The sequence below is a fragment of the Mesorhizobium sp. M8A.F.Ca.ET.161.01.1.1 genome (genome assembly GCF_004792105.1).
In the GTDB taxonomy this organism is placed as follows: domain Bacteria; phylum Pseudomonadota; class Alphaproteobacteria; order Rhizobiales; family Rhizobiaceae; genus Mesorhizobium.
Map to the genome: position 1 here is coordinate 107,253 of NZ_SRTD01000002.1, position 17,222 is coordinate 124,474.

Annotated in this window: 16 protein-coding genes; 6 read left to right on the forward strand and 10 right to left on the reverse strand. The window is 65.6% G+C overall.

What is annotated here, in order from left to right:
• Nucleotides 1-42: 42 nt before the first annotated feature.
• From EN804_RS05445 to EN804_RS05455, 3 genes are read right to left on the reverse strand one after another with little or no spacing between them, the layout of a single operon-like run.
• Nucleotides 43-1,305, reverse strand: coding sequence for a CCA tRNA nucleotidyltransferase (locus EN804_RS05445; RefSeq protein ID WP_135881219.1), 1,263 nt, complete (start codon nt 1,303-1,305; stop codon nt 43-45).
• Nucleotides 1,302-1,934: a CoA pyrophosphatase gene (locus EN804_RS05450; RefSeq protein ID WP_127869773.1), complete on the reverse strand. Its 633-nt coding sequence runs from the start codon at nt 1,932-1,934 to the stop codon at nt 1,302-1,304. Before EN804_RS05450 ends, EN804_RS05445 begins: the two co-directional genes overlap by 4 nt.
• Nucleotides 1,934-2,563, reverse strand: a complete 630-nt coding sequence (locus EN804_RS05455; RefSeq protein ID WP_127280907.1) for a DUF1285 domain-containing protein — start codon at nt 2,561-2,563, stop codon at nt 1,934-1,936. The genes EN804_RS05450 and EN804_RS05455 overlap by 1 nt, the downstream gene beginning before the upstream one ends.
• 158 nt (nt 2,564-2,721) lie before the next feature.
• Here EN804_RS05455 and EN804_RS05460 point away from each other — a divergent pair, with 158 nt between their 5' ends.
• The 4 genes from EN804_RS05460 to EN804_RS05475 all read left to right on the forward strand — a co-directional run bounded on the left by EN804_RS05460 (nt 2,722) and on the right by EN804_RS05475 (nt 9,649).
• Nucleotides 2,722-3,726, forward strand: coding sequence for a MoxR family ATPase (locus EN804_RS05460; RefSeq protein WP_135918820.1), 1,005 nt, complete (start codon nt 2,722-2,724; stop codon nt 3,724-3,726).
• On the forward strand, nt 3,726-4,694 hold the full coding sequence (locus tag EN804_RS05465) for a DUF58 domain-containing protein (protein WP_135918821.1): 969 nt from the start codon (nt 3,726-3,728) through the stop codon (nt 4,692-4,694). Before EN804_RS05460 ends, EN804_RS05465 begins: the two co-directional genes overlap by 1 nt.
• A complete protein-coding gene (locus EN804_RS05470; RefSeq protein ID WP_127280676.1) occupies nt 4,691-7,513 on the forward strand; it encodes a DUF4159 domain-containing protein in 2,823 nt (940 codons plus the stop codon). The genes EN804_RS05465 and EN804_RS05470 overlap by 4 nt, the downstream gene beginning before the upstream one ends.
• A 63-nt stretch (nt 7,514-7,576) precedes the next feature.
• Nucleotides 7,577-9,649, forward strand: coding sequence for a hypothetical protein (locus tag EN804_RS05475; protein WP_135918822.1), 2,073 nt, complete (start codon nt 7,577-7,579; stop codon nt 9,647-9,649).
• 174 nt (nt 9,650-9,823) lie between these two features.
• Here EN804_RS05475 and clpS read toward each other — a convergent pair whose 3' ends face one another.
• From clpS to EN804_RS05495, 4 genes are all read right to left on the reverse strand, one after another.
• Nucleotides 9,824-10,129, reverse strand: a complete 306-nt coding sequence (clpS, locus tag EN804_RS05480) for an ATP-dependent Clp protease adapter ClpS (RefSeq protein WP_127278085.1) — start codon at nt 10,127-10,129, stop codon at nt 9,824-9,826.
• Nucleotides 10,130-10,258: 129 nt separating this feature from the next.
• Complete coding sequence (locus tag EN804_RS05485; protein WP_135918823.1) at nt 10,259-10,573, reverse strand: hypothetical protein; 315 nt, start codon at nt 10,571-10,573, stop codon at nt 10,259-10,261.
• Nucleotides 10,574-10,735: 162 nt separating this feature from the next.
• Nucleotides 10,736-11,044 carry a hypothetical protein gene (locus tag EN804_RS05490; protein WP_127278087.1) on the reverse strand — a complete coding sequence of 103 codons (309 nt, stop codon included), beginning with the start codon at nt 11,042-11,044 and terminating at the stop codon, nt 10,736-10,738.
• A 37-nt stretch (nt 11,045-11,081) separates the two neighbouring features.
• The gene (locus tag EN804_RS05495; protein ID WP_127278088.1) at nt 11,082-11,381 is read right to left on the reverse strand and encodes a hypothetical protein; all 300 of its coding nucleotides are present in this window, start codon (nt 11,379-11,381) and stop codon (nt 11,082-11,084) included.
• A gap of 282 nt (nt 11,382-11,663) precedes the next feature.
• Here EN804_RS05495 and EN804_RS05500 point away from each other — a divergent pair, with 282 nt between their 5' ends.
• Nucleotides 11,664-12,380, forward strand: a complete 717-nt coding sequence (locus EN804_RS05500; RefSeq protein WP_127278089.1) for a response regulator transcription factor — start codon at nt 11,664-11,666, stop codon at nt 12,378-12,380.
• Nucleotides 12,377-13,786 carry an ATP-binding protein gene (locus tag EN804_RS05505; RefSeq protein WP_127278090.1) on the forward strand — a complete coding sequence of 470 codons (1,410 nt, stop codon included), beginning with the start codon at nt 12,377-12,379 and terminating at the stop codon, nt 13,784-13,786. The genes EN804_RS05500 and EN804_RS05505 overlap by 4 nt, the downstream gene beginning before the upstream one ends.
• Before the next feature lie 19 nt (nt 13,787-13,805).
• Here EN804_RS05505 and choV read toward each other — a convergent pair whose 3' ends face one another.
• From choV to EN804_RS05520, 3 genes are all read right to left on the reverse strand, one after another.
• Nucleotides 13,806-14,987, reverse strand: a complete 1,182-nt coding sequence (gene choV / locus EN804_RS05510) for a choline ABC transporter ATP-binding protein (RefSeq protein WP_127869780.1) — start codon at nt 14,985-14,987, stop codon at nt 13,806-13,808.
• Nucleotides 14,984-15,838 carry a choline ABC transporter permease subunit gene (gene choW, locus EN804_RS05515; protein WP_127869781.1) on the reverse strand — a complete coding sequence of 285 codons (855 nt, stop codon included), beginning with the start codon at nt 15,836-15,838 and terminating at the stop codon, nt 14,984-14,986. Before choW ends, choV begins: the two co-directional genes overlap by 4 nt.
• Nucleotides 15,839-15,959: 121 nt before the next feature.
• Nucleotides 15,960-16,895 carry a choline ABC transporter substrate-binding protein gene (locus tag EN804_RS05520; RefSeq protein WP_127278093.1) on the reverse strand — a complete coding sequence of 312 codons (936 nt, stop codon included), beginning with the start codon at nt 16,893-16,895 and terminating at the stop codon, nt 15,960-15,962.
• Nucleotides 16,896-17,222 lie beyond the last annotated feature (327 nt).

Sequence of the window (17,222 nt, forward strand, 5' to 3'; positions counted from 1 at the left end):
GGAACAGCAGGGCAACACCGGCGGAGACCCGGCGTTTCCGACCTACGTGTCAAGCGCTTGCGCGGCGCGTTCGAGCAACGTGTCGCGATCAGGCGCAAATCCCGCCTCGACCCATTCGGCTTCGAGGTTCTTGAGGATTTCGCCGAGCTTCGGTCCCGGCTTTGCGCCGAGCGCCGTCAGATCGGCCCCTCTGAGCGGAAACTCGGGCCGTTCCCATTTGAGCGCAAAGCCAAGCAGGCGCGAAAAGCCGCCCGCTTGAAGCAATGCGTCATTGTCCTCGACGGCGCGCACCCGCGCCGCGGCAAGCGACAGACGCAGGCGGTCGACAAGCCCTTGCCGGTTGCCGCGATAGAGCCGTTTCGCCAGTTCGCCTTCGGTCGTCTTCGGCTCGACGGCCGTGGTGAGGGCCCAATGGAGCATGCGGTCGGCTTCGGCGGTCGAGAACCTGAGCCTCTCGGCCAGCGTCTTCATGCGCGCCGCATCCGGCGGCACGATTGCCTCCAGCCGCAGCATCGGATCCACCGCCCAGCCCAGGTCTTTCTCGGCCTTGGTCAACCCGTGGATCGCATCGATACCCCATTTCTCGCTTTCCGACAGCGCGGCGGTCAGGACACCAGCCTGGCGCATCCACAGCAGTGCGCGTGAGGGATCGGGGGCCGACAAAAGCTTCTTCAGTTCGGACCAGACGCGTTCGGCCGAGAGTTGGCCAAGGCCGTCCTTCAGCCGGGCGCAGGCCTTCAACCCCTCGGCATCCGGCCGGCCGTCGCCATACCAGGCAAAGAAACGGAAGAAGCGCAGGATGCGCAGATAATCCTCGCGGATGCGCGCCTCCGGGTCGCCGATGAAGCGCAGCCGGCGCGCCTCGATGTCGGAAATGCCGCCGACAAGGTCGACAACACTGCCGTCGGCCTCGGCGTAGAGCGCGTTGATGGTGAAGTCGCGCCGCTCGGCGTCGAGCTTCCAGTCGCGTCCGAACGACACCTTGGCGCGGCGGCCATCGGTCTCGACGTCGGCGCGCAAGGTGGTGACCTCGTAGGGTTTGCCGCCCGCGACCACCGTGATCGTGCCATGTTCGATGCCGGTCGGCACCGCCTTGAAGCCTTCCGCTTCGGCACGGCGGATGGTCTCCTGCGGCAGGCAAGAGGTGGCGATGTCGACGTCGGCGACAGGCTGGCCCATCAGCGCGTTGCGCACGGCGCCGCCGGCGATACGCGCCTCTTCACCGCCTTCGGTGAGCGCGCCAAGCAGGCGCTGCAGATGCTTGTCGGAGAGCCAGTCGGCCCTGCCCGCGATCGAAACACTCACGCATAGAGCCTTTCATAGAGCGTACGGATGATACCGGCGGTGACGCCCCAGATGCGCCGGTCACCATAGGGCATGTCGTAGAAGAACCATTCGAGATCGTTCCACATGCGGCTGTCGCGCTTGTGATTGGCGGCGTCCATCAGGAAGCGCAGCGGCACCTCGAAGGCGGCATCGACTTCGTCGGCGTTCAAAGCCAATTGGAAACCCGGCCGCACGATGCCGAGCACCGGCGCGATGCGGTAGCCGCTGCCGGCAACGTAATCCGGCATGCGGCCGATGATTTCGATACGATCCTGGCCAAGGCCGATCTCCTCGAAGGTCTCGCGCAGCGCCGCCGCCTCCGGGCTCGCGTCGGTCGCATCGATCGTGCCGCCCGGGAAAGCCACTTGCCCGGAATGATTGCGCAGTCTCTCGGCCCGTTTGGTCAGGAGAACCGTCGCCTCGCCGTCATGGTCGACCACCGGGATCAGCACCGCAGCGTTGCGCAGCGGCTTGCCCGGGTTGAGGCGTGGGTGGCCGGGATTGAAGCGGTGATCGCCATAGTCGTCGCCGGCATGCGCGTCCGGCTGCGCGGCGAAGCGCGCGCGAAAATCCGCCGATGAGAACGGCGCCGGCGATATCTGGTCCATCACGCGCTCAACCGCTTCAACTGATCCGCAGGCATGATCGGAAACACGGCATTCTTCGAGCGCACCGAAAACATCGTCCGGCCGTCGATCTCGATCTCCTCGCCATGCCCCACCAACTCATACATGACCGGCCGCGCCACCAGCGCCTCCAGCCTGCCGCGCACCAGCAGATATGGCTTCAAACCGCCCGTCTCGTTCTCGTCGACGAAGCGCAGCGGCCGCTCCGGCCCGGCCTCGACCACGTCGCCGACATTGGTGCGGAAGGTGATGACCTGATCCTCGCCTTCGCCCGAAACATCCATCTCGACGGCGATGAACGGCGCATCGGCGACGCGGATGCCGACCTTTTCCACCGGCGTCACCAGATAGGTCCTGCCGTCGGCGTCCTTGCGCAGCACGGACGAGAAAAGTTGCACCAGCGGCATGCGGCCGATCGGCGTGCCCAGGTAGAACCAGGTGCCGTCGGCCTTGATCTCCATGTCGAGATCGCCGCAAAAGTCGGGATTCCAGCGCTCGACCGGCGCCGCGCCCTTGCCGGCACGGGCCGCGCGCGAGATCAGCGCCTCGAGGCCTCGGGCCTCGGTGGCCTGCGTAAGGCTTTGTTGGCGATGTTCGTGGTGTTCGCTCATCGTCACGAAATAGTCACTGTTGTTCCGCTTGTCAGCCTAAGTCTGTGATTTAAGTTCCAGCATAGGCGCTCCGCGAGGCCGAATCGCGGCAACCTATGGTATGGTGCGGGCCAGTATTTCCAAACCATGGCATTTCCAACCAAAGGGATCGATGCGGCATGAGCGTGATGGTCAAGGAAAGCCCGATTAGCGAAACGGACATGGTCGCCGAGGCCGAGAAGGCGCTTGCAGACATCTCCAGGATCCGCGACGGGGTTGGCCGGGTGATCTTCGGCCAGGAGCACGTCGTCGAGCGCACCCTGGTGGCGCTGCTTGCCGGCGGCCACGCGCTGCTGGTCGGCGTGCCGGGCCTGGCCAAGACCAAGCTGGTCGAGACGCTGGGCATCGTGCTCGGGCTCGATTCACGCCGCATCCAGTTCACGCCCGACCTGATGCCGTCCGACATCCTCGGTTCCGAGGTCATGGAGCAGGACGAGACCGGCAAGCGCTCGTTCCGCTTCATCTCCGGCCCGATTTTCGCCCAGCTGCTGATGGCCGACGAGATCAACCGCGCCTCGCCGCGCACGCAATCGGCGCTGCTGCAGGCGATGCAGGAATATCACGTCACCATCGCCGGCGCGCGCTACGATCTGCCCTCGCCCTTCCATGTGCTGGCGACGCAGAACCCGCTGGAGCAGGAAGGCACCTACCCGCTGCCCGAAGCCCAGCTCGATCGCTTCCTGATGCAGGTCGACATCCTCTATCCAGAAATCGAAGCCGAGCGCCGCATCCTTCTGGAAACCACCGGCGTCGAGGGCGCCAAGGCCACCAACGTGCTGCAGCCGGCACGGCTGAAGGAGATCCAGACACTGATCCGCCGCATGCCGGTGCCCGAAAGCGTGGTCGAGGCGATCCTCACCCTGGTGCGCTCGGCGCGTCCGGGCCAAGGCAATGCCGACACCGACAAGCATGTCGCCTGGGGCCCAGGCCCGCGCGCCAGCCAGGCGCTGATGCTGTGCACCAGGGCCCGCGCGCTCTACGACGGACGGCTGGCACCCTCGGTCGACGATGTCAGGGCGCTGGCCGAGCCGGTGCTGCAGCACCGGATGGCGTTGACCTTCGCCGCCCGTGCCGAAGGCACCAGCGTGCGCGATGTGGTGGCGAAACTCGTGAAAGGTATTTGATGGCGCGTATCGGCGAGGTCCAGGCTCCGGCAGCGACGCGCGACGCGCTCGCCCGCGGCCGGTTGCGGGCTTCGCTCGTGCCTGACCTGCTGGTCGAGGCGCGCCGCATCGTCAACACCGTGATCGCCGGCTGGCATGGCCGCCGCAAGCGCGGCATCGGCGAGAATTTCTGGCAGTTCCGGCCCTATGTCGAAGGCGATTCCTCGCGCATCGACTGGCGCCGCTCGGCCCGCGACGACCACACCTATGTGCGCGACCGTGAATGGGAAGCCGCCCACACGGTCTGGCTGTGGGCCGATCCCTCGCCGTCCATGCTCTACAAATCGACCGGCGCCGGCGTTTCCAAGCAATCGCGCGCGCTGGTGCTGACGCTGGCCATGGCCGAGCTTCTGTCGCGCAGCGGCGAGCGCATCGCCTGGCCTGATCTGACCGATCCGTTCACCGCCCGCAACGGCGCCGAACGCATCGCCGCCCAGCTCATGCATGCCGGCGATCTGCCGGCAAAACCCGATCTCTCCGATATCAGGCGCTTCTGCGACATCGTCATCGCCAGCGATTTCCTCGATCCGGTCGAGGAAACCATGGCCTGGCTCAACGTGCTCGCCCGCCACGGCGTGCGCGCGCATCTGATCGAGGTCGCCGACCCGGCCGAGGAAACTTTCCCTTATGCCGGCCGCACCGAGTTCACCGATCCCGAGACCGGCGACAAGCTGACCGCGGGGCGCGCCGAAATGCTGGCCGACGAATACCGCCTGCTCTACACCGCCCGCCGCCAGGAACTGGCCAGTTGGTGCAAGCGGCTCGGCTGGAGCTTTACCGTCAACCACACCGACCGGCTGGCGTCCGACGCGCTGGTGCGCCTGCACATGGCGATGACCGCCGATGGCGGTAAGCCTGGCATTTCCGCCGATGGCGGTAAGCCTGGCATTTCCGCCGATGGCGGTAAGCCTGGGAAGGCTGTCGCATGAGCTGGCTGCCGCTCTCTTTCGGCGCCCCTATGGTGCTGTGGGGCCTGCTGGCGCTGCCGGTGATCTGGTGGCTGCTGCGGCTCACCCCGCCTAAGCCGCAGACCGAGGTGTTTCCGCCGCTGAAGATCCTGGCCCGTGTGCTGAGGCGTGAGGAAACCCCGCAGCGCAGCCCCTGGTGGCTGACGCTGCTCAGGCTGCTGATGGCGGCCCTCGTCGTCGCGGCATTGGCCGAACCGGTCTTCAATCCGCGTGAAAAGCTGCCGGCCGAGGGTGCCGCGCTTGCCCTGGTCATCGACAATGACTGGGCCAGCGCCGCCGACTGGAACAAGCGCGTCGCCACGGCCGAACGGCTGATCAACGACGCCGGCTCGAACGGCGTGCCGGTCGTTATCGCCTTCACCGCCGAAAAGCCCAATGCGGAGATCGGCCCCTTCGATGCCGCCGCTGCACTCGACCGCTTGCGCGCCGCCAAGCCGCGTCCGATCCCGACGGACCGGCCCGCCGTCTATGCCCGCGTCGCCGGCGTGCTGGGGGGCTTGCCCGGCGCCAGCGTCGCCGTGCTCGCCGATGGCCTGGCGGCAAAGGGCGACGAGGCCGCCTTCAACACGCTGTTGTCGAAAAATGCCGCCCGCGTCGTCTGGGCGGTGGCCGACCGGCTTTCCCTGACCGGCCTGACGTCTGCCGAAAACCAGGTCGATGGCTTTGCCCTGACCGCCGTCCGCGCGCCCGGCGATCCCGCCCCGGCTCAGGTCACCGCCGGCGCCTTCGACGACAAGGGCCGCCGCATCGCCGATGCGACCCTGACCTTCGCGCCGGGCGAGGCCGCGGCCACCGGCACCATGGCGGTGCCGTTCGAATTGCGCAACGACTTCGCCTCGATCGCGCTCGATGGCGAGCGGCATGCGGGTGCCGTGCGCGTGCTCGACGAAAGCTCCAAGCGCCGCCGCGTCGGGCTGTTGTCGCAAGCCGAGGCCGACCAGGCGCAGCCGCTTCTGTCGCCGCTCTACTACATCAGGCGCGCGCTGCAGCCCTTCGCCGATCTGGTCGAGCCCTCCAGCGCCGATCTCGCCGACGCCATCCCGCAGATCCTCGACCAGAAGCCGGCGATGATCGTCATGGCCGATATCGGCACCATTCCCGCCCAGGTTCGGCAAAGGCTGGTCGACTGGGTCGACAATGGCGGCACGCTGGTGCGCTTCGCAGGCTCGCGGCTGGCCGCCGCCGGCAATGATGACGATTTGCTGCCGGTCCGCCTGCGCACCGGCGAACGTTCGCTCGGCGGCGCGCTGTCATGGACCTCGCCGCAGCCGGTCACCGAATTTCCCAAGGCCGGCCCGTTCGCCGACCTGGCGCCGCCGACCGAGGTCACGGTGACCAGGCAGGTGCTGGCCGAACCGACACCCGACATCGTCGAGCGCACCTGGGCCGCCCTTGCCGACGGCACGCCGCTGGTCACCGGGCTGAAGAAGGGCAAGGGCACGCTGGTGCTGTTCCACGTCACGCCCGAGGCGACATGGTCGAACCTGCCGATCTCGGGCAGTTTCGTCGAGATGCTGCGCCGCATCGTGCAGCTGTCGCGCAACCAGGGTGCGGCGGTCGCCAATGCCGAAGCCGCCGCCACGTCGCTGGCACCCTATCGCATGATCGCGGCCGACGGCTCGCTGGTGCCGCCGACACCCGATGCACGGCCGCTTGTGCCGGGCGCGGGCACGCTGCCGGTCACCTTCGAGAACCCGCCAGGCCTATATGGTTCGGAGACCGGCGTCTTCGCCCACAATCTGCTCGATGTCGCAAGCACCTTCGAGCCACTGGCGCGCCCGCAAGTGACGGTGCCGGTCACCACCATCCAGTATGCCTTTGACGAATCGCGCAACCTGAAGGGCGCGTTGGTCGCCGCGGCTCTGTTGCTGATGCTGCTCGACACGTTGGTGGTGTTGTGGATGGGCGGCCTGTTTTGGCGCCGGCCGCGCCGCGCCGGTGCCGCTGCAACCACCGCCGCCGTGCTGATCGCGCTTGGCGCGCTGTTCGGCCACGCCGACCTTGCCCGTGCCGACGATGCCAAGCCGAGTGACCAGGGCGCTATCGAGGCAATTTCGAAAACCCGCATCGCCTATGTGCTGACCGGCGTGCCGGGTGTCGATTCGATCAGCCGCGCCGGGCTCGAGGGCCTGACCCGCTTCCTGATCGAGAAGACGGCGCTCGAACCAGGGGCGCCGGCCGGCGTCGACATTTCGAAGGACGAGCTGTCCTTCTATCCCCTGATCTACTGGCCGATCGACCCGGCGGCACCGATGCCGAGCCAGGCGGCCATCGCCCGCATCGACGCCTATATGCAGCAAGGCGGCACGGTGCTGTTCGACACGCGCGACCAGTTCGCCAACGGCATCGGCGCCGATTCCACCAGCCCGGCGACCGAGCGGCTGCGCGACATTCTCGGCAACCTCAACGTGCCGCCGCTGGAGCCGGTGCCGTCGGACCATGTGCTGACCAAGTCCTTCTTCATCCTGCCCGAATTTCCAGGCCGCTTCGCCGGCAGCCCGCTCTGGGTCGAGGCATCGCTCGATGCCAGCAATGCCGACAACCGGCCGGTACGCACCGGCGACGGCGTGTCGCCGATCATGATCACCGCCAATGATTTCGCCGGCGCCTGGGCAGTCGACGAGAATGGCGACCCGCTCTTGCCGACCGTGCCCGCCGACCCGATGCAGCGGGTCTACGCGCTGCGCGCCGGCGTCAACATCATGATGTACATGCTGACCGGCAATTACAAATCCGACCAGGTGCATGTTCCCATCCTGCTCGAACGTCTGGGGCAGTAGGATGATGCGTTTTCTTGCGCCCCTCACGATGATCGATCCTCCCCCGACGCGGGAGGATAGGGCATGAACTGGTCGATCTCCTTCGAACCGCTTCTATCCTGGCCGTTCTTGGCCCTGGTGCTGGTGCCGTTGGCGCTGCTGGCGCTCGTCGGCCTGTGGTTCCGCCAGCGCGGCGCGGTCCTGCGCTTCGTCGCCCTGTTGGCGCTCGCCGCCGCCCTCTTCAATCCGGTGTTCCTCAATGAGGAACGCGAGCCGCTGAAAAGCGTCGTCGCGCTGATCGTCGACCGCAGCCAGAGCCAGGATATTGGCGACCGCACCAAACAGACCGACGAGGCAGTGGCCGGGCTCCAGCAGCGTCTTGGCCGCTTCAAGCAGTTCGACGTCCGCGTCGTCGAGGCCGGCAAGTCCGACGCCGCCGAGGAGCGCACCGAAACGCGGCTGTTCGGCGCGCTGGAAGGCGCCTTCCGCGACGTGCCGCCCTCGCGCATCGGCGGCGCCATCATGATCACCGATGGCGAGGTGCATGACACGCCCTCGGGCATGCCCGATTTCAACGCCCCGCTGCATGCCTTGATCACCGGCAACGATCATGAAAAAGATCGCCGCATCCGCTTCGAGAACGCGCCGCGTTTCGGCCTTGTCGGCAAGCCGCTCGACATGAGCTATCGTGTCATCTCGACCGAAAACGAGACCGGACCGGTCGACGTCCGGGTCTCGGTCAATGGCGAGCAGGTTTCGGTCGAGCATGCCACTGTCGGCCAGGCCATGCCGCTGCAGGTGACCATCCCGGGTGCCGGCCGCAACATCATCGAACTGGCCATCGACCGCGAGCCGGGCGAACTGACCGACACCAACAACCGCGCCATCGCGCTGGTCGACGGCATCCGCGAGAACCTGCGCGTGCTGCTCGTTTCGGGCGAACCGCATGCTGGCGAGCGCACCTGGCGCAACCTGCTGAAATCCGACGCCTCGGTCGATCTCGTCCATTTCACCATCCTGCGGCCGCCGGAGAAGCAGGACGGCACGCCGATCAATGAATTGTCGCTGATCGCCTTCCCGACCCGCGAACTGTTCGTCGAGAAGATCAAGGATTTCGACCTGATCATCTTCGACCGCTACCAGCACCGCGACGTGCTGCCGATCCTCTATTACGACTACATCTCCGAATATGTCGAAAAGGGCGGCGCGCTGCTGATCGCTGCCGGTCCCGAATATGCCGGCGAGGCGTCGATCGCGCGCACGCCGCTGATGTCGGCCCTGCCGGCAATGCCGACCGGCGAGGTCGTCGACAAGGCCTTTTATCCCCGCCTCACCGAACTCGGCCAGCGTCATCCGGTGACGCGCGGCCTCGATGGTTCGGCCACCGAGCCGCCGCACTGGAGCCGCTGGTTCCGCACCATCGGCGTGCAGAACCCGCAAGGCGAAGTGGTAATGAAGGGTGCCGACAACCGGCCGCTGCTGCTGCTCGACCGCAAGGGCGAAGGCCGCGTCGGCATGCTTCTGTCCGATCAGGGCTGGCTCTGGGCGCGCGGCTTCGAGGGCGGCGGCCCGCATGTCCAGCTCTACCGGCGCATCGCCCACTGGCTGATGAAGGAGCCCGAGCTCGAGGAAGAACGGCTGACCGCCGAGGGACGCGGCATGGTGCTGGAGATCCGTCGCCAGACCATGGCCGACGATCCCGGCCCCGCGCAGATCATCACCCCCTCCGGCAAGACGCTCACCGTCAAGCTCGACAAATCCGAACCCGGCGTCTTTCTCGGCAGCGTTCAGACCAGCGAGATCGGCCTCTTCCAGGTCGCCAATGGCGATCTCACCGCGCTCGCCCATGTCGGCCCGGTCAACGCACCCGAATTCGCCGACGTCGTCTCCACGCAGGAGCGGCTGAAGGCGCCGGCGGAAGCCACCGGCGGCAGCGTGCGCCGGCTGGCCTCGTCCACGGGCAGCGACGTGACGCTGCCATCCATCGTGCCGGTGCGTTCGGCCGGCGAAGCGTCGGGCAGCGACTGGATCGGCCTGCGCACCACCGACGACAGCGTGTTGAAGGCCGTGTCGCGCGTACCGCTATTCGGCGGCTTCCTCGGCCTCGGCCTGCTGCTTCTGGCGATGGGCTCGATGTGGTACCGCGAGGGAAGGTAGCGGAGCGCTCTTCCCTTCTCCCCTTGTGGGAGAAGGTGGCCTCGCGAAGCGAGGTCGGATGAGGGGTGCTCCAGCTTGGCGCCGACGACACACCGGCACCCACCCCTCAACCGTCTCGGCGCTGCGCGCCGATCCACCTTCTCCCACAAGGGGAGAAGGAAAAAGCGCCCTCCCCTACTCTTCCGGTTCCGTCGTGAACAACAGCGGATAACCCTTCGCCTTGCCAGCGTCGGTCGCCCGCGTCGCCTTGGTCTCTGCGACATCCCTGGTGAAGACCGCGACCACGCAGACGCCGTGCCGGTGCGCGGTGATCATGACCCGGTGCGCCTGGTCCTCACTGAGCTTGAACTCGCCCTTCAGCACCGTTACCACGAATTCGCGCGGCGTGAAATCGTCGTTGACGAGGATGACCTTGTAGAGCTTCGGCCGCTCTGTCTGCGGCTTGACCTTTACGCGCGGTTTTGTGGCGATTTCAGGCATTCGAACCGACTGTTTCGCGATCGAGCTTAAGTCCGCATTTTGCCACGGGCGGCAGCGATCGTCCATTTGCGGACCGTCGGCGGGCACGCCCGGTCCTTCACGATCATGTGGGAAATGGTCTGTCGCGGTTCAACGGCCCTGACGGCCGCAGATGCGGCGACTAGCATCGGCATCCGCCCGGCGTTCCAGCCATGCCGCGATCGGCCATCCGGCAACGCAGATCAGTGTCGCGCCGGCGAGCACGATCAAGAGCCAGGCCTGCACGGGCGTGATGTAATCCCAATTGCTGGAAATCGCCGGCGCGAACAGCGAGGGCTCGGTGCGCCCACTTGCCGGATCCGGCACGGGGCTGGCGGTGAGCAGAATCAGCACCCTGGCGGCGCCGGTGGCAACCAGGCCGCCGATCACCATGGAGCGAAAAATGGACGAGGGCCGCTTCTTCATGCGGATTGTCCTACAGGGCCGGCATTGCAAACGGGTTAAGCACGATCGAGATGCGTGGCTGGAAGCCGCCGGTGTTCAGCTCATCGATCATGCACTTGGCAGAAGGCCGCCCCAGCCGGTTTGCGGCTGGAGCGGCCTTGCTAGAACTGACCTCGAAGCTGATCAGGGCTTCTTGGGAGCAGCCTTCGCGGGGGCCGCCGTCGCGGGAGCCATCTTCGCGGGGGCCGCCTTCGCGGGGGCCTTCTTGACCGGGCACTTGTGCTTCTTGGTCTCCTTGCAGACGGTCTTCTTGGCGACCTTCTTCGGAGCAGCCTTGGCCGGAGCGGTGGTCGTCGCGGCAGCAGCCGGAGCGGTGGTCGTGGTGGCGGCAGCCGGGGCAGCGGTCGTGGTGGCGGCTGCATAGCCGAGAACCGGCATCGAGAAGGCGAGAGCGACGGAGAGACCAAGGGCGGACAGGATGGACTTGTTCATGGCTTCATTTCCTTTTGTATGCGGGTCTTTTTGAGTGTCACTGGACCGGGTCGTTCGGTGTCACTCCAAGCAGCTTCAGAGCATTGGCGAGCATCCGGATGCCCTGCGCCTGTTTCTTGGCGGCACAGTACCGGTTGCCCTTCCTCTGAAGTGCCTTTGCCGCGGTGACCTGCGTTGCCGTGGCATGGGTTTCGAGGGCTTCATCAAATTGGTGGCTGAGATTGGCGCACCGTTCGCTCCGGGTGAGCGGCGCCTTTGCATCCGATTGGCCGACAGCGGCAGTGAGCAGGCCAAGGCCCAGCAAAACTCCCAACAAACTGATCGACAATCTTGGCATTGGTTTATCCGTGAACCCGGAGACTAGCGTCGCAGCCGATGACCTGACCGCCACGGCACCTTTATGCCGACCTACCTTTTCAGGAGTTTTTCCCGATTGTAGAATTTTGTTTCTGGATTGTGTCTGGCCAGGCCGGGGCCAGGCCGGCCGTCGCTTTCCATGTGGAGAAGGCGGAATTCATTCTCCCTTGAAAAGCAAGGCACTGGCCAACATATGGCCCGAATTCTATCGTGTGGCTCACCAGCCAAGAATGGCTTGGCCGGCAAACCAGACAGGGCAGCTGTGAAATCCGATGCGCACATACTGATCGTCGACGACGACAAGGGCATCCGCGACCTGCTTCAGGAGTTCTTCCAGAAGCGGGGCCTGCACACCTCGGTTGCCGCCGACGGCAACGAGATGGAAGCCATCCTGCGCCGCTCGCAGGTGGACCTCATCGTGCTCGACGTGATGCTGCCCGGCAGGAGCGGGCTGGAACTGTGCCGCGACCTGCGCGCCCAGTATACGACGCCTATCATCATGCTGACCGCCGTCACCGAGACAACGGACCGTGTCGTCGGCCTCGAGATGGGCGCCGACGACTATGTGCCCAAACCCTTCGACCCGCGCGAGTTGCTGGCCCGCATCCGCGCCGTGCTGCGGCGCAATGGCGCCACAGAGCCCAAGCGCGCCACCAGCAAGCAGATTTACCATTTCGCCGGCTGGACGATGGACTGCTCGCGGCGCCGGTTGACCGCGCCCGACGATGTCAGGGTCGAACTGACCATGGCCGAGTTCAACCTCCTGCACACCTTCGTCAAGAGTGCCCAGCGCGTGCTGACCCGCGACCAGCTCATCGAACTGTCCGGCGGCGACAGCGACTATTCCTTCGACCGCAGTATCGACATCCTGGTCAGCCGGTTGCGGCGCAAGATGGAAGATGATCCCAAGACGCCCAAACTGATCCTCACCGTGCGCAGCGGCGGCTACCAGTTCCTGCCCGAGACGACCTCCGAATGAGACGTTTCCTGCCGCAGACCTTGCCTGTCTGGGTGCTGCTGATCGTCATTGCCGGCCTGCTGATCAGCCAGGTCGCGACGCTCTACATCGTGTCGCGCGACCGCGCTGCTGCCAATGACGTGGTCGACCTCTACCGCCTCAACGACCGCGCCTTCTCGCTCGTGCAGCTGATGAGTGGCGCCACGCCGGAGGAGCGCAAGGCGACCGCCGCGGGCCTGTTCAACTCAACATACGCGCTCACCGTCTCGGACACGCCCGCCGTCACCTCCTCGATCGCCGGCGATGACGAACTGGCCGAGCTCGAGGACATTCTTGTCGGCCGGCTGTCGAAGTTCGGCATCACCGACGCGCGCGTGCGCCGCGATCCGGCGACGCGCGAAGCCGACGATGCCGGCGGCGCCGCGCCGGGCCCCGATATCGGCCAGGTCGAGCGGGACCTCCTGGTGCTGGCCGCCGATTTCGCCCAGAGCGACAAGCTGACGGCCTCGCTGCGCTTCGCCGACGGCCAGTGGCTGAACTTCACCGAACCGATAACGCCCGTCGGCCCGATCCTGAGCATCGACAGCCTGCCGCTCTATGCGCTGATCGCCGGGCTGGTGGTGATCATGTCGATCTGGTCGCTGCGCCGGCTGACCGCGCCCTACCGGATGATGGAAACCGCCGTCAACCGGATCGGCAATGATCTCAAGAGCCCGCCGGTCACCGAGAGCGGCAGCCGTGAGGTGCGCGCCGCCGCCAGGGCGATCAACGCCATGCAGAAGAGGCTGCGCGAATATGTCGAGGACCGCGAGCACCTCGCGGCGGCCCTTGCGCACGACCTGCGCACGCCGATGACAAGGATGCGGCTGCGTCTGGAACTGTTGCGCAGATCACCGGCACGCGAAGCGCTCGCCCACGATCTCGCCGACATCGAAGGCATCGCGAGCTCGGTGATAGACTTCGCCAAATTCGAGGTCACGGAAGAGAAGGCCGAGAGGATCGATTTCTGGTCGCTCGTGGAATCGATCGCCGACAGCTACGAGACCGTTTCCTTCGACAATGACGACACCCGCTCACGCGGCCTGATCTGCATGGCGCGGCCGGTGGCGCTCAAGCGCTGCGTTACCAATCTTGTGCAGAACGCCGTCACCTACGGCAAGCATGCGCATCTCAGCCTCAGCCGCTCGGACGGCACGATCACACTCGCCATCCGCGACGAAGGGCCGGGCATACCCCAAGCCCAGATCGACGCCGTGTTCGGCTCCTTCGTGCGCCTCGAACACTCCCGCAACCGCCAGACCGGCGGGCTCGGGCTTGGGCTGACCATCGCCCGCAACATCGCGCGGGCGGCGGGTGGTGAAGTGCGCCTGTCCAACCACCCGCAAGGTGGGTTGCTGACGGAGCTGAGGCTGCCGCTGGCGGCTTGAGCCTTGTCGCTTGGGACCTCTACCGCCGCAGCACCGCGCTCAGCACATCCCTGATGCCGATGGCGCCGACGAAGCGGGACTGGTCGTCGAACAACGCCACCGGCGCCGTCTGCGAGCGGTGCATGGCCAGCATCACGGTTTTCAGCGACGTGCCCGGATTGGCCCAGAACACCTGACCTGCTTCTTCGGGCTGGCCCTCTATCCCGGTGCACGACGTCCACACCGCCGGCTTGCCGTCGCGTTCGGCCGCCGCCACCAGCCCGTGCTCGTCGATCTTGAAACGGGTCGTCTTGCGTCGGTCGAGCCACACCCAGCCGTCCGTGCCCTGTTCGAGATCGCGGCGGTCGCGCATCACGTTCCATGCGGTCAACACCGAGAGCGGGTTCACATTGGCGATGAAGTCGCGGACATAGTCGTTGGCGGGACGCAGCACGATGTCTTCCGGCGCGCCCGTCTGGACGATACGGCCGCCCTCCATGATGGTGATGTGGCTGCCGATCTTCAGGGCCTCCTCGAGGTCGTGGCTGACGAAGATGATGGTCTTCTTCAGCTCCGCCTGCAGTTGCAGAAGCTCGTCCTGCAGCTTGGTGCGGATCAGCGGGTCGAGAGCCGAGAACGGCTCGTCCATCAACAGGATAGGCGCCTCGGTGGCGAAGGCGCGCGCCAGACCGACGCGCTGCTGCATGCCGCCCGAAAGCTCATGGGCGTATTTGTTCGACCATTGATCGAGGTTGACCAGCTTGAGCTGGCGATGCACCCGCTCCTTGCGCTCGGCATCCGGCACGCCGGCGAGTTCGAGACCCAGGCCGACATTCTCTTCCACCGTGCGCCATGGCAGGAGGCCGAACTGCTGGAACACCATCGCCACCTGTTTCTGTCGCAGCCGCCGCAAGGTTGGCTCGTCGCAGGTGACGACGTCGACCGTACGGTCGCCGTCCTTGACCAGCACTTGTCCGCGCGACACCACGTTGAGCCGGTTGACCGCGCGAAGCAGCGTCGACTTGCCGGAGCCCGACAGGCCCATCAGCACCGAGATTTCGCCTTCATGCACGGTGAGGCTGGCGCCGGCGCAGCCGAGCACATTGCCGGTCTTCTCGAGGATCTCGGCCCGGGTAGCGCCCTTGTCGATCATCGCCAGCGAGCCGGCCTGGTCGGCGCCGAAGACGATATCGACATTCCTGAAATCGACGGCGACGGTCATTTCTTGCCTCCAACGCCAATGCGGGTCATCCGGTCGAGCACGATGGCGAGCACGACGATGGCGAGACCGGCCTCAAGGCCAAGGTCGATGCGGCGCGAACCGAGCGCCCGGTTGATTTCCGTGCCCAGACCACCGGCGCCGATCAGGGCCGCGAACACCACCATCGACAGCGACAGCATGATCGACTGCGTCAGGCCCGCCATGATGGTGGGCAGTGCGGAAGGCAGCTCGACCTTCCACAACAGCTGGCTCTTGGTGGCGCCGAAGGCCTCGCCGGCCTCGATGATCGACTTCGGCACCGAGACGACGCCGAGATGAGTGAGCCTGACCGCGGTCGGGATGACGAAAATGATGGTGACGATGAGGCCGGGCGCGTTGCCAAGGCCGAACAGCGTCAGCACCGGGATCAGGTAGACGAAGGTCGGCAGTGTCTGCATCAGGTCGAGCACCGGCAGCATGACGCGGTAGACCTTCGGCTTGTGCGCCGCCCAGATGCCGAGCGGCACGCCGATGGCCATCGCCATGGCGGCGGCGGCCACGACCAGCACCAGCGTCTGCACCGTCTGTTTCCAGAGGTTCTGGTTGATGATGAAGATCAGGCCGAGGAAAACGCCGATGGCGAGCGGCCGCGAGCGCTGCAGCAGCCAGGCGACGACGGCGATCACCAAAGCGAGCAGCACCGGCGGCACCATCAGCAGGATGTTGACCAGCCCGTCGAGGATGAAATTCAGGCCATTCGAGAACGCCCTGAACACAGTGTCGAAATGGTCGGTGAGGAACCCGAAGAAAGCCTTGCCCCAGGGCCCGATCGGAATCTTGTAATCGACCAGGAATTTGGAAATCGGATCCATCTTGCCCCTCTTTGGCCTGCGCCGTCCTTGCCGGACGGTCATCTTCTCACAGCATATGAAAAAGGGCAGCCTTTTCCAGTGGCTGCCCTGTTTTTGAGGTCATGCCGAAATCAAAGTCGGCTCAGCTCCCGAGCGCGGTCTTGACCGCCGCCGCCGCGTCGCCGCCGTCGAAGGTGGTCACGCCGGCGATCCAGGGCTTGATCGCATCCGGGTTTTTCTTCAGCCAGTCGGTTGCCACCTTGTTGGCATCGCTGCCCTTCAGGATGGCGTCCATCATCTGGCCTTCCATATCCAGATTGAACTTCAGGTTGGTGATGAACTTGCCGACGTTCGGGCACTCGGTCGTGTAGCCCTTGCGCACGTTGGTCGAGACGGTGGCGGCGCCGAAACCGCTGTCGCCCATGCCGTCGAGATAGGTGATCTTCATGGCGCCCATCACCGGATGCGGCGTCCAGCCGAGGAAGGCGATCCACTCATTGTTCTTCATCGACTGCTCGGCCTGCGTCAGCATGCCGGCCTCCGAGGATTCGACCAGTTCGAACCCGTCGAGATTGTCCTTCGGGTTCTTGATCATGTCGAGGATGATGCGATTACCGTCATTGCCGGCCTCGATGCCGTAGATCTTGCCGTTGAACTTGTCCTTGAACTTGCCGAGATCGGTCAGCGTCTTGACACCGGCATCCGCGACATAGGTCGGCACGACTATGCCGTAACCGGCGCCGGCCAGGTTCTGGCTGACGGTCTCGACCGAACCGTCGGCCGTGTAGTCCTTGATGTCGTTGGTCATCGACGGCATCCAGTTGCCGAGGAAGACGTCGAGGTCCTTGTTCTTCAGCGACGCATAGGTCACCGGAACCGAGAGCTGGATCACCTGCGGCTCGTAGCCGAGCGCGGTGAGCAGTACCGAGGCCAGCCCGGTGGTGGCCTGGATGTCGGTCCAGCCGACATCGGAGAGGCGAACCGCCTTGCAGCTCGCCGGATCGCCGGCGAAGGCGGCACTCGTGGACAGGAAGGCCGCCAAGCCGAGGCCGGCGACGAAGGAATTCATACGCGACATCTGTATTCTCCCATTGCGATTCTTTGGCGGGGCGAAGTTACGGTTTTTGTGTCCGCCTTGTTTCGTCAGCCAAACACCATTCTGGAGTGGTTTCAAGCGCTAAGACAATCACGATCAACGGCGCTGGCTGGCCAATCAGCGACACCGCTGACGCTTTCCGTGCCAAGCCTGAGCGCAATCTGCCTCGGCAACGGCGGCTTTTTCAGGGGAATGCGGCGGCGGCCCCTCCCCGCGCGGCGGCAAGTCGGCTTAAGGTCTGTTTGGATTCAGGTCAGGCCGCGCCGAAAATGGTGGGCTCCGAGAACCGGAGTGGAGCGTACTTTGAGT

Excerpts from the sequence above, each read along its gene's own strand:
- EN804_RS05485 (WP_135918823.1), bottom strand. The coding sequence starts at position 10,573 with ATGAAGAAGCGGCCCTCGTCCATTTTTCGCTCCATGGTGATCGGCGGC.
- clpS (WP_127278085.1), bottom strand. The coding sequence starts at position 10,129 with ATGCCTGAAATCGCCACAAAACCGCGCGTAAAGGTCAAGCCGCAGACA.
- EN804_RS05520 (WP_127278093.1), bottom strand. The coding sequence starts at position 16,895 with ATGTCGCGTATGAATTCCTTCGTCGCCGGCCTCGGCTTGGCGGCCTTC.
- EN804_RS05465 (WP_135918821.1), top strand. The coding sequence starts at position 3,726 with ATGGCGCGTATCGGCGAGGTCCAGGCTCCGGCAGCGACGCGCGACGCG.
- EN804_RS05490 (WP_127278087.1), bottom strand. The coding sequence starts at position 11,044 with ATGAACAAGTCCATCCTGTCCGCCCTTGGTCTCTCCGTCGCTCTCGCC.
- EN804_RS05460 (WP_135918820.1), top strand. The coding sequence starts at position 2,722 with ATGAGCGTGATGGTCAAGGAAAGCCCGATTAGCGAAACGGACATGGTC.
- EN804_RS05495 (WP_127278088.1), bottom strand. The coding sequence starts at position 11,381 with ATGCCAAGATTGTCGATCAGTTTGTTGGGAGTTTTGCTGGGCCTTGGC.
- EN804_RS05475 (WP_135918822.1), top strand. The coding sequence starts at position 7,577 with ATGAACTGGTCGATCTCCTTCGAACCGCTTCTATCCTGGCCGTTCTTG.
- EN804_RS05505 (WP_127278090.1), top strand. The coding sequence starts at position 12,377 with ATGAGACGTTTCCTGCCGCAGACCTTGCCTGTCTGGGTGCTGCTGATC.
- EN804_RS05450 (WP_127869773.1), bottom strand. The coding sequence starts at position 1,934 with ATGGACCAGATATCGCCGGCGCCGTTCTCATCGGCGGATTTTCGCGCG.
- choV (WP_127869780.1), bottom strand. The coding sequence starts at position 14,987 with ATGACCGTCGCCGTCGATTTCAGGAATGTCGATATCGTCTTCGGCGCC.
- EN804_RS05470 (WP_127280676.1), top strand. The coding sequence starts at position 4,691 with ATGAGCTGGCTGCCGCTCTCTTTCGGCGCCCCTATGGTGCTGTGGGGC.
- EN804_RS05455 (WP_127280907.1), bottom strand. The coding sequence starts at position 2,563 with ATGAGCGAACACCACGAACATCGCCAACAAAGCCTTACGCAGGCCACC.
- choW (WP_127869781.1), bottom strand. The coding sequence starts at position 15,838 with ATGGATCCGATTTCCAAATTCCTGGTCGATTACAAGATTCCGATCGGG.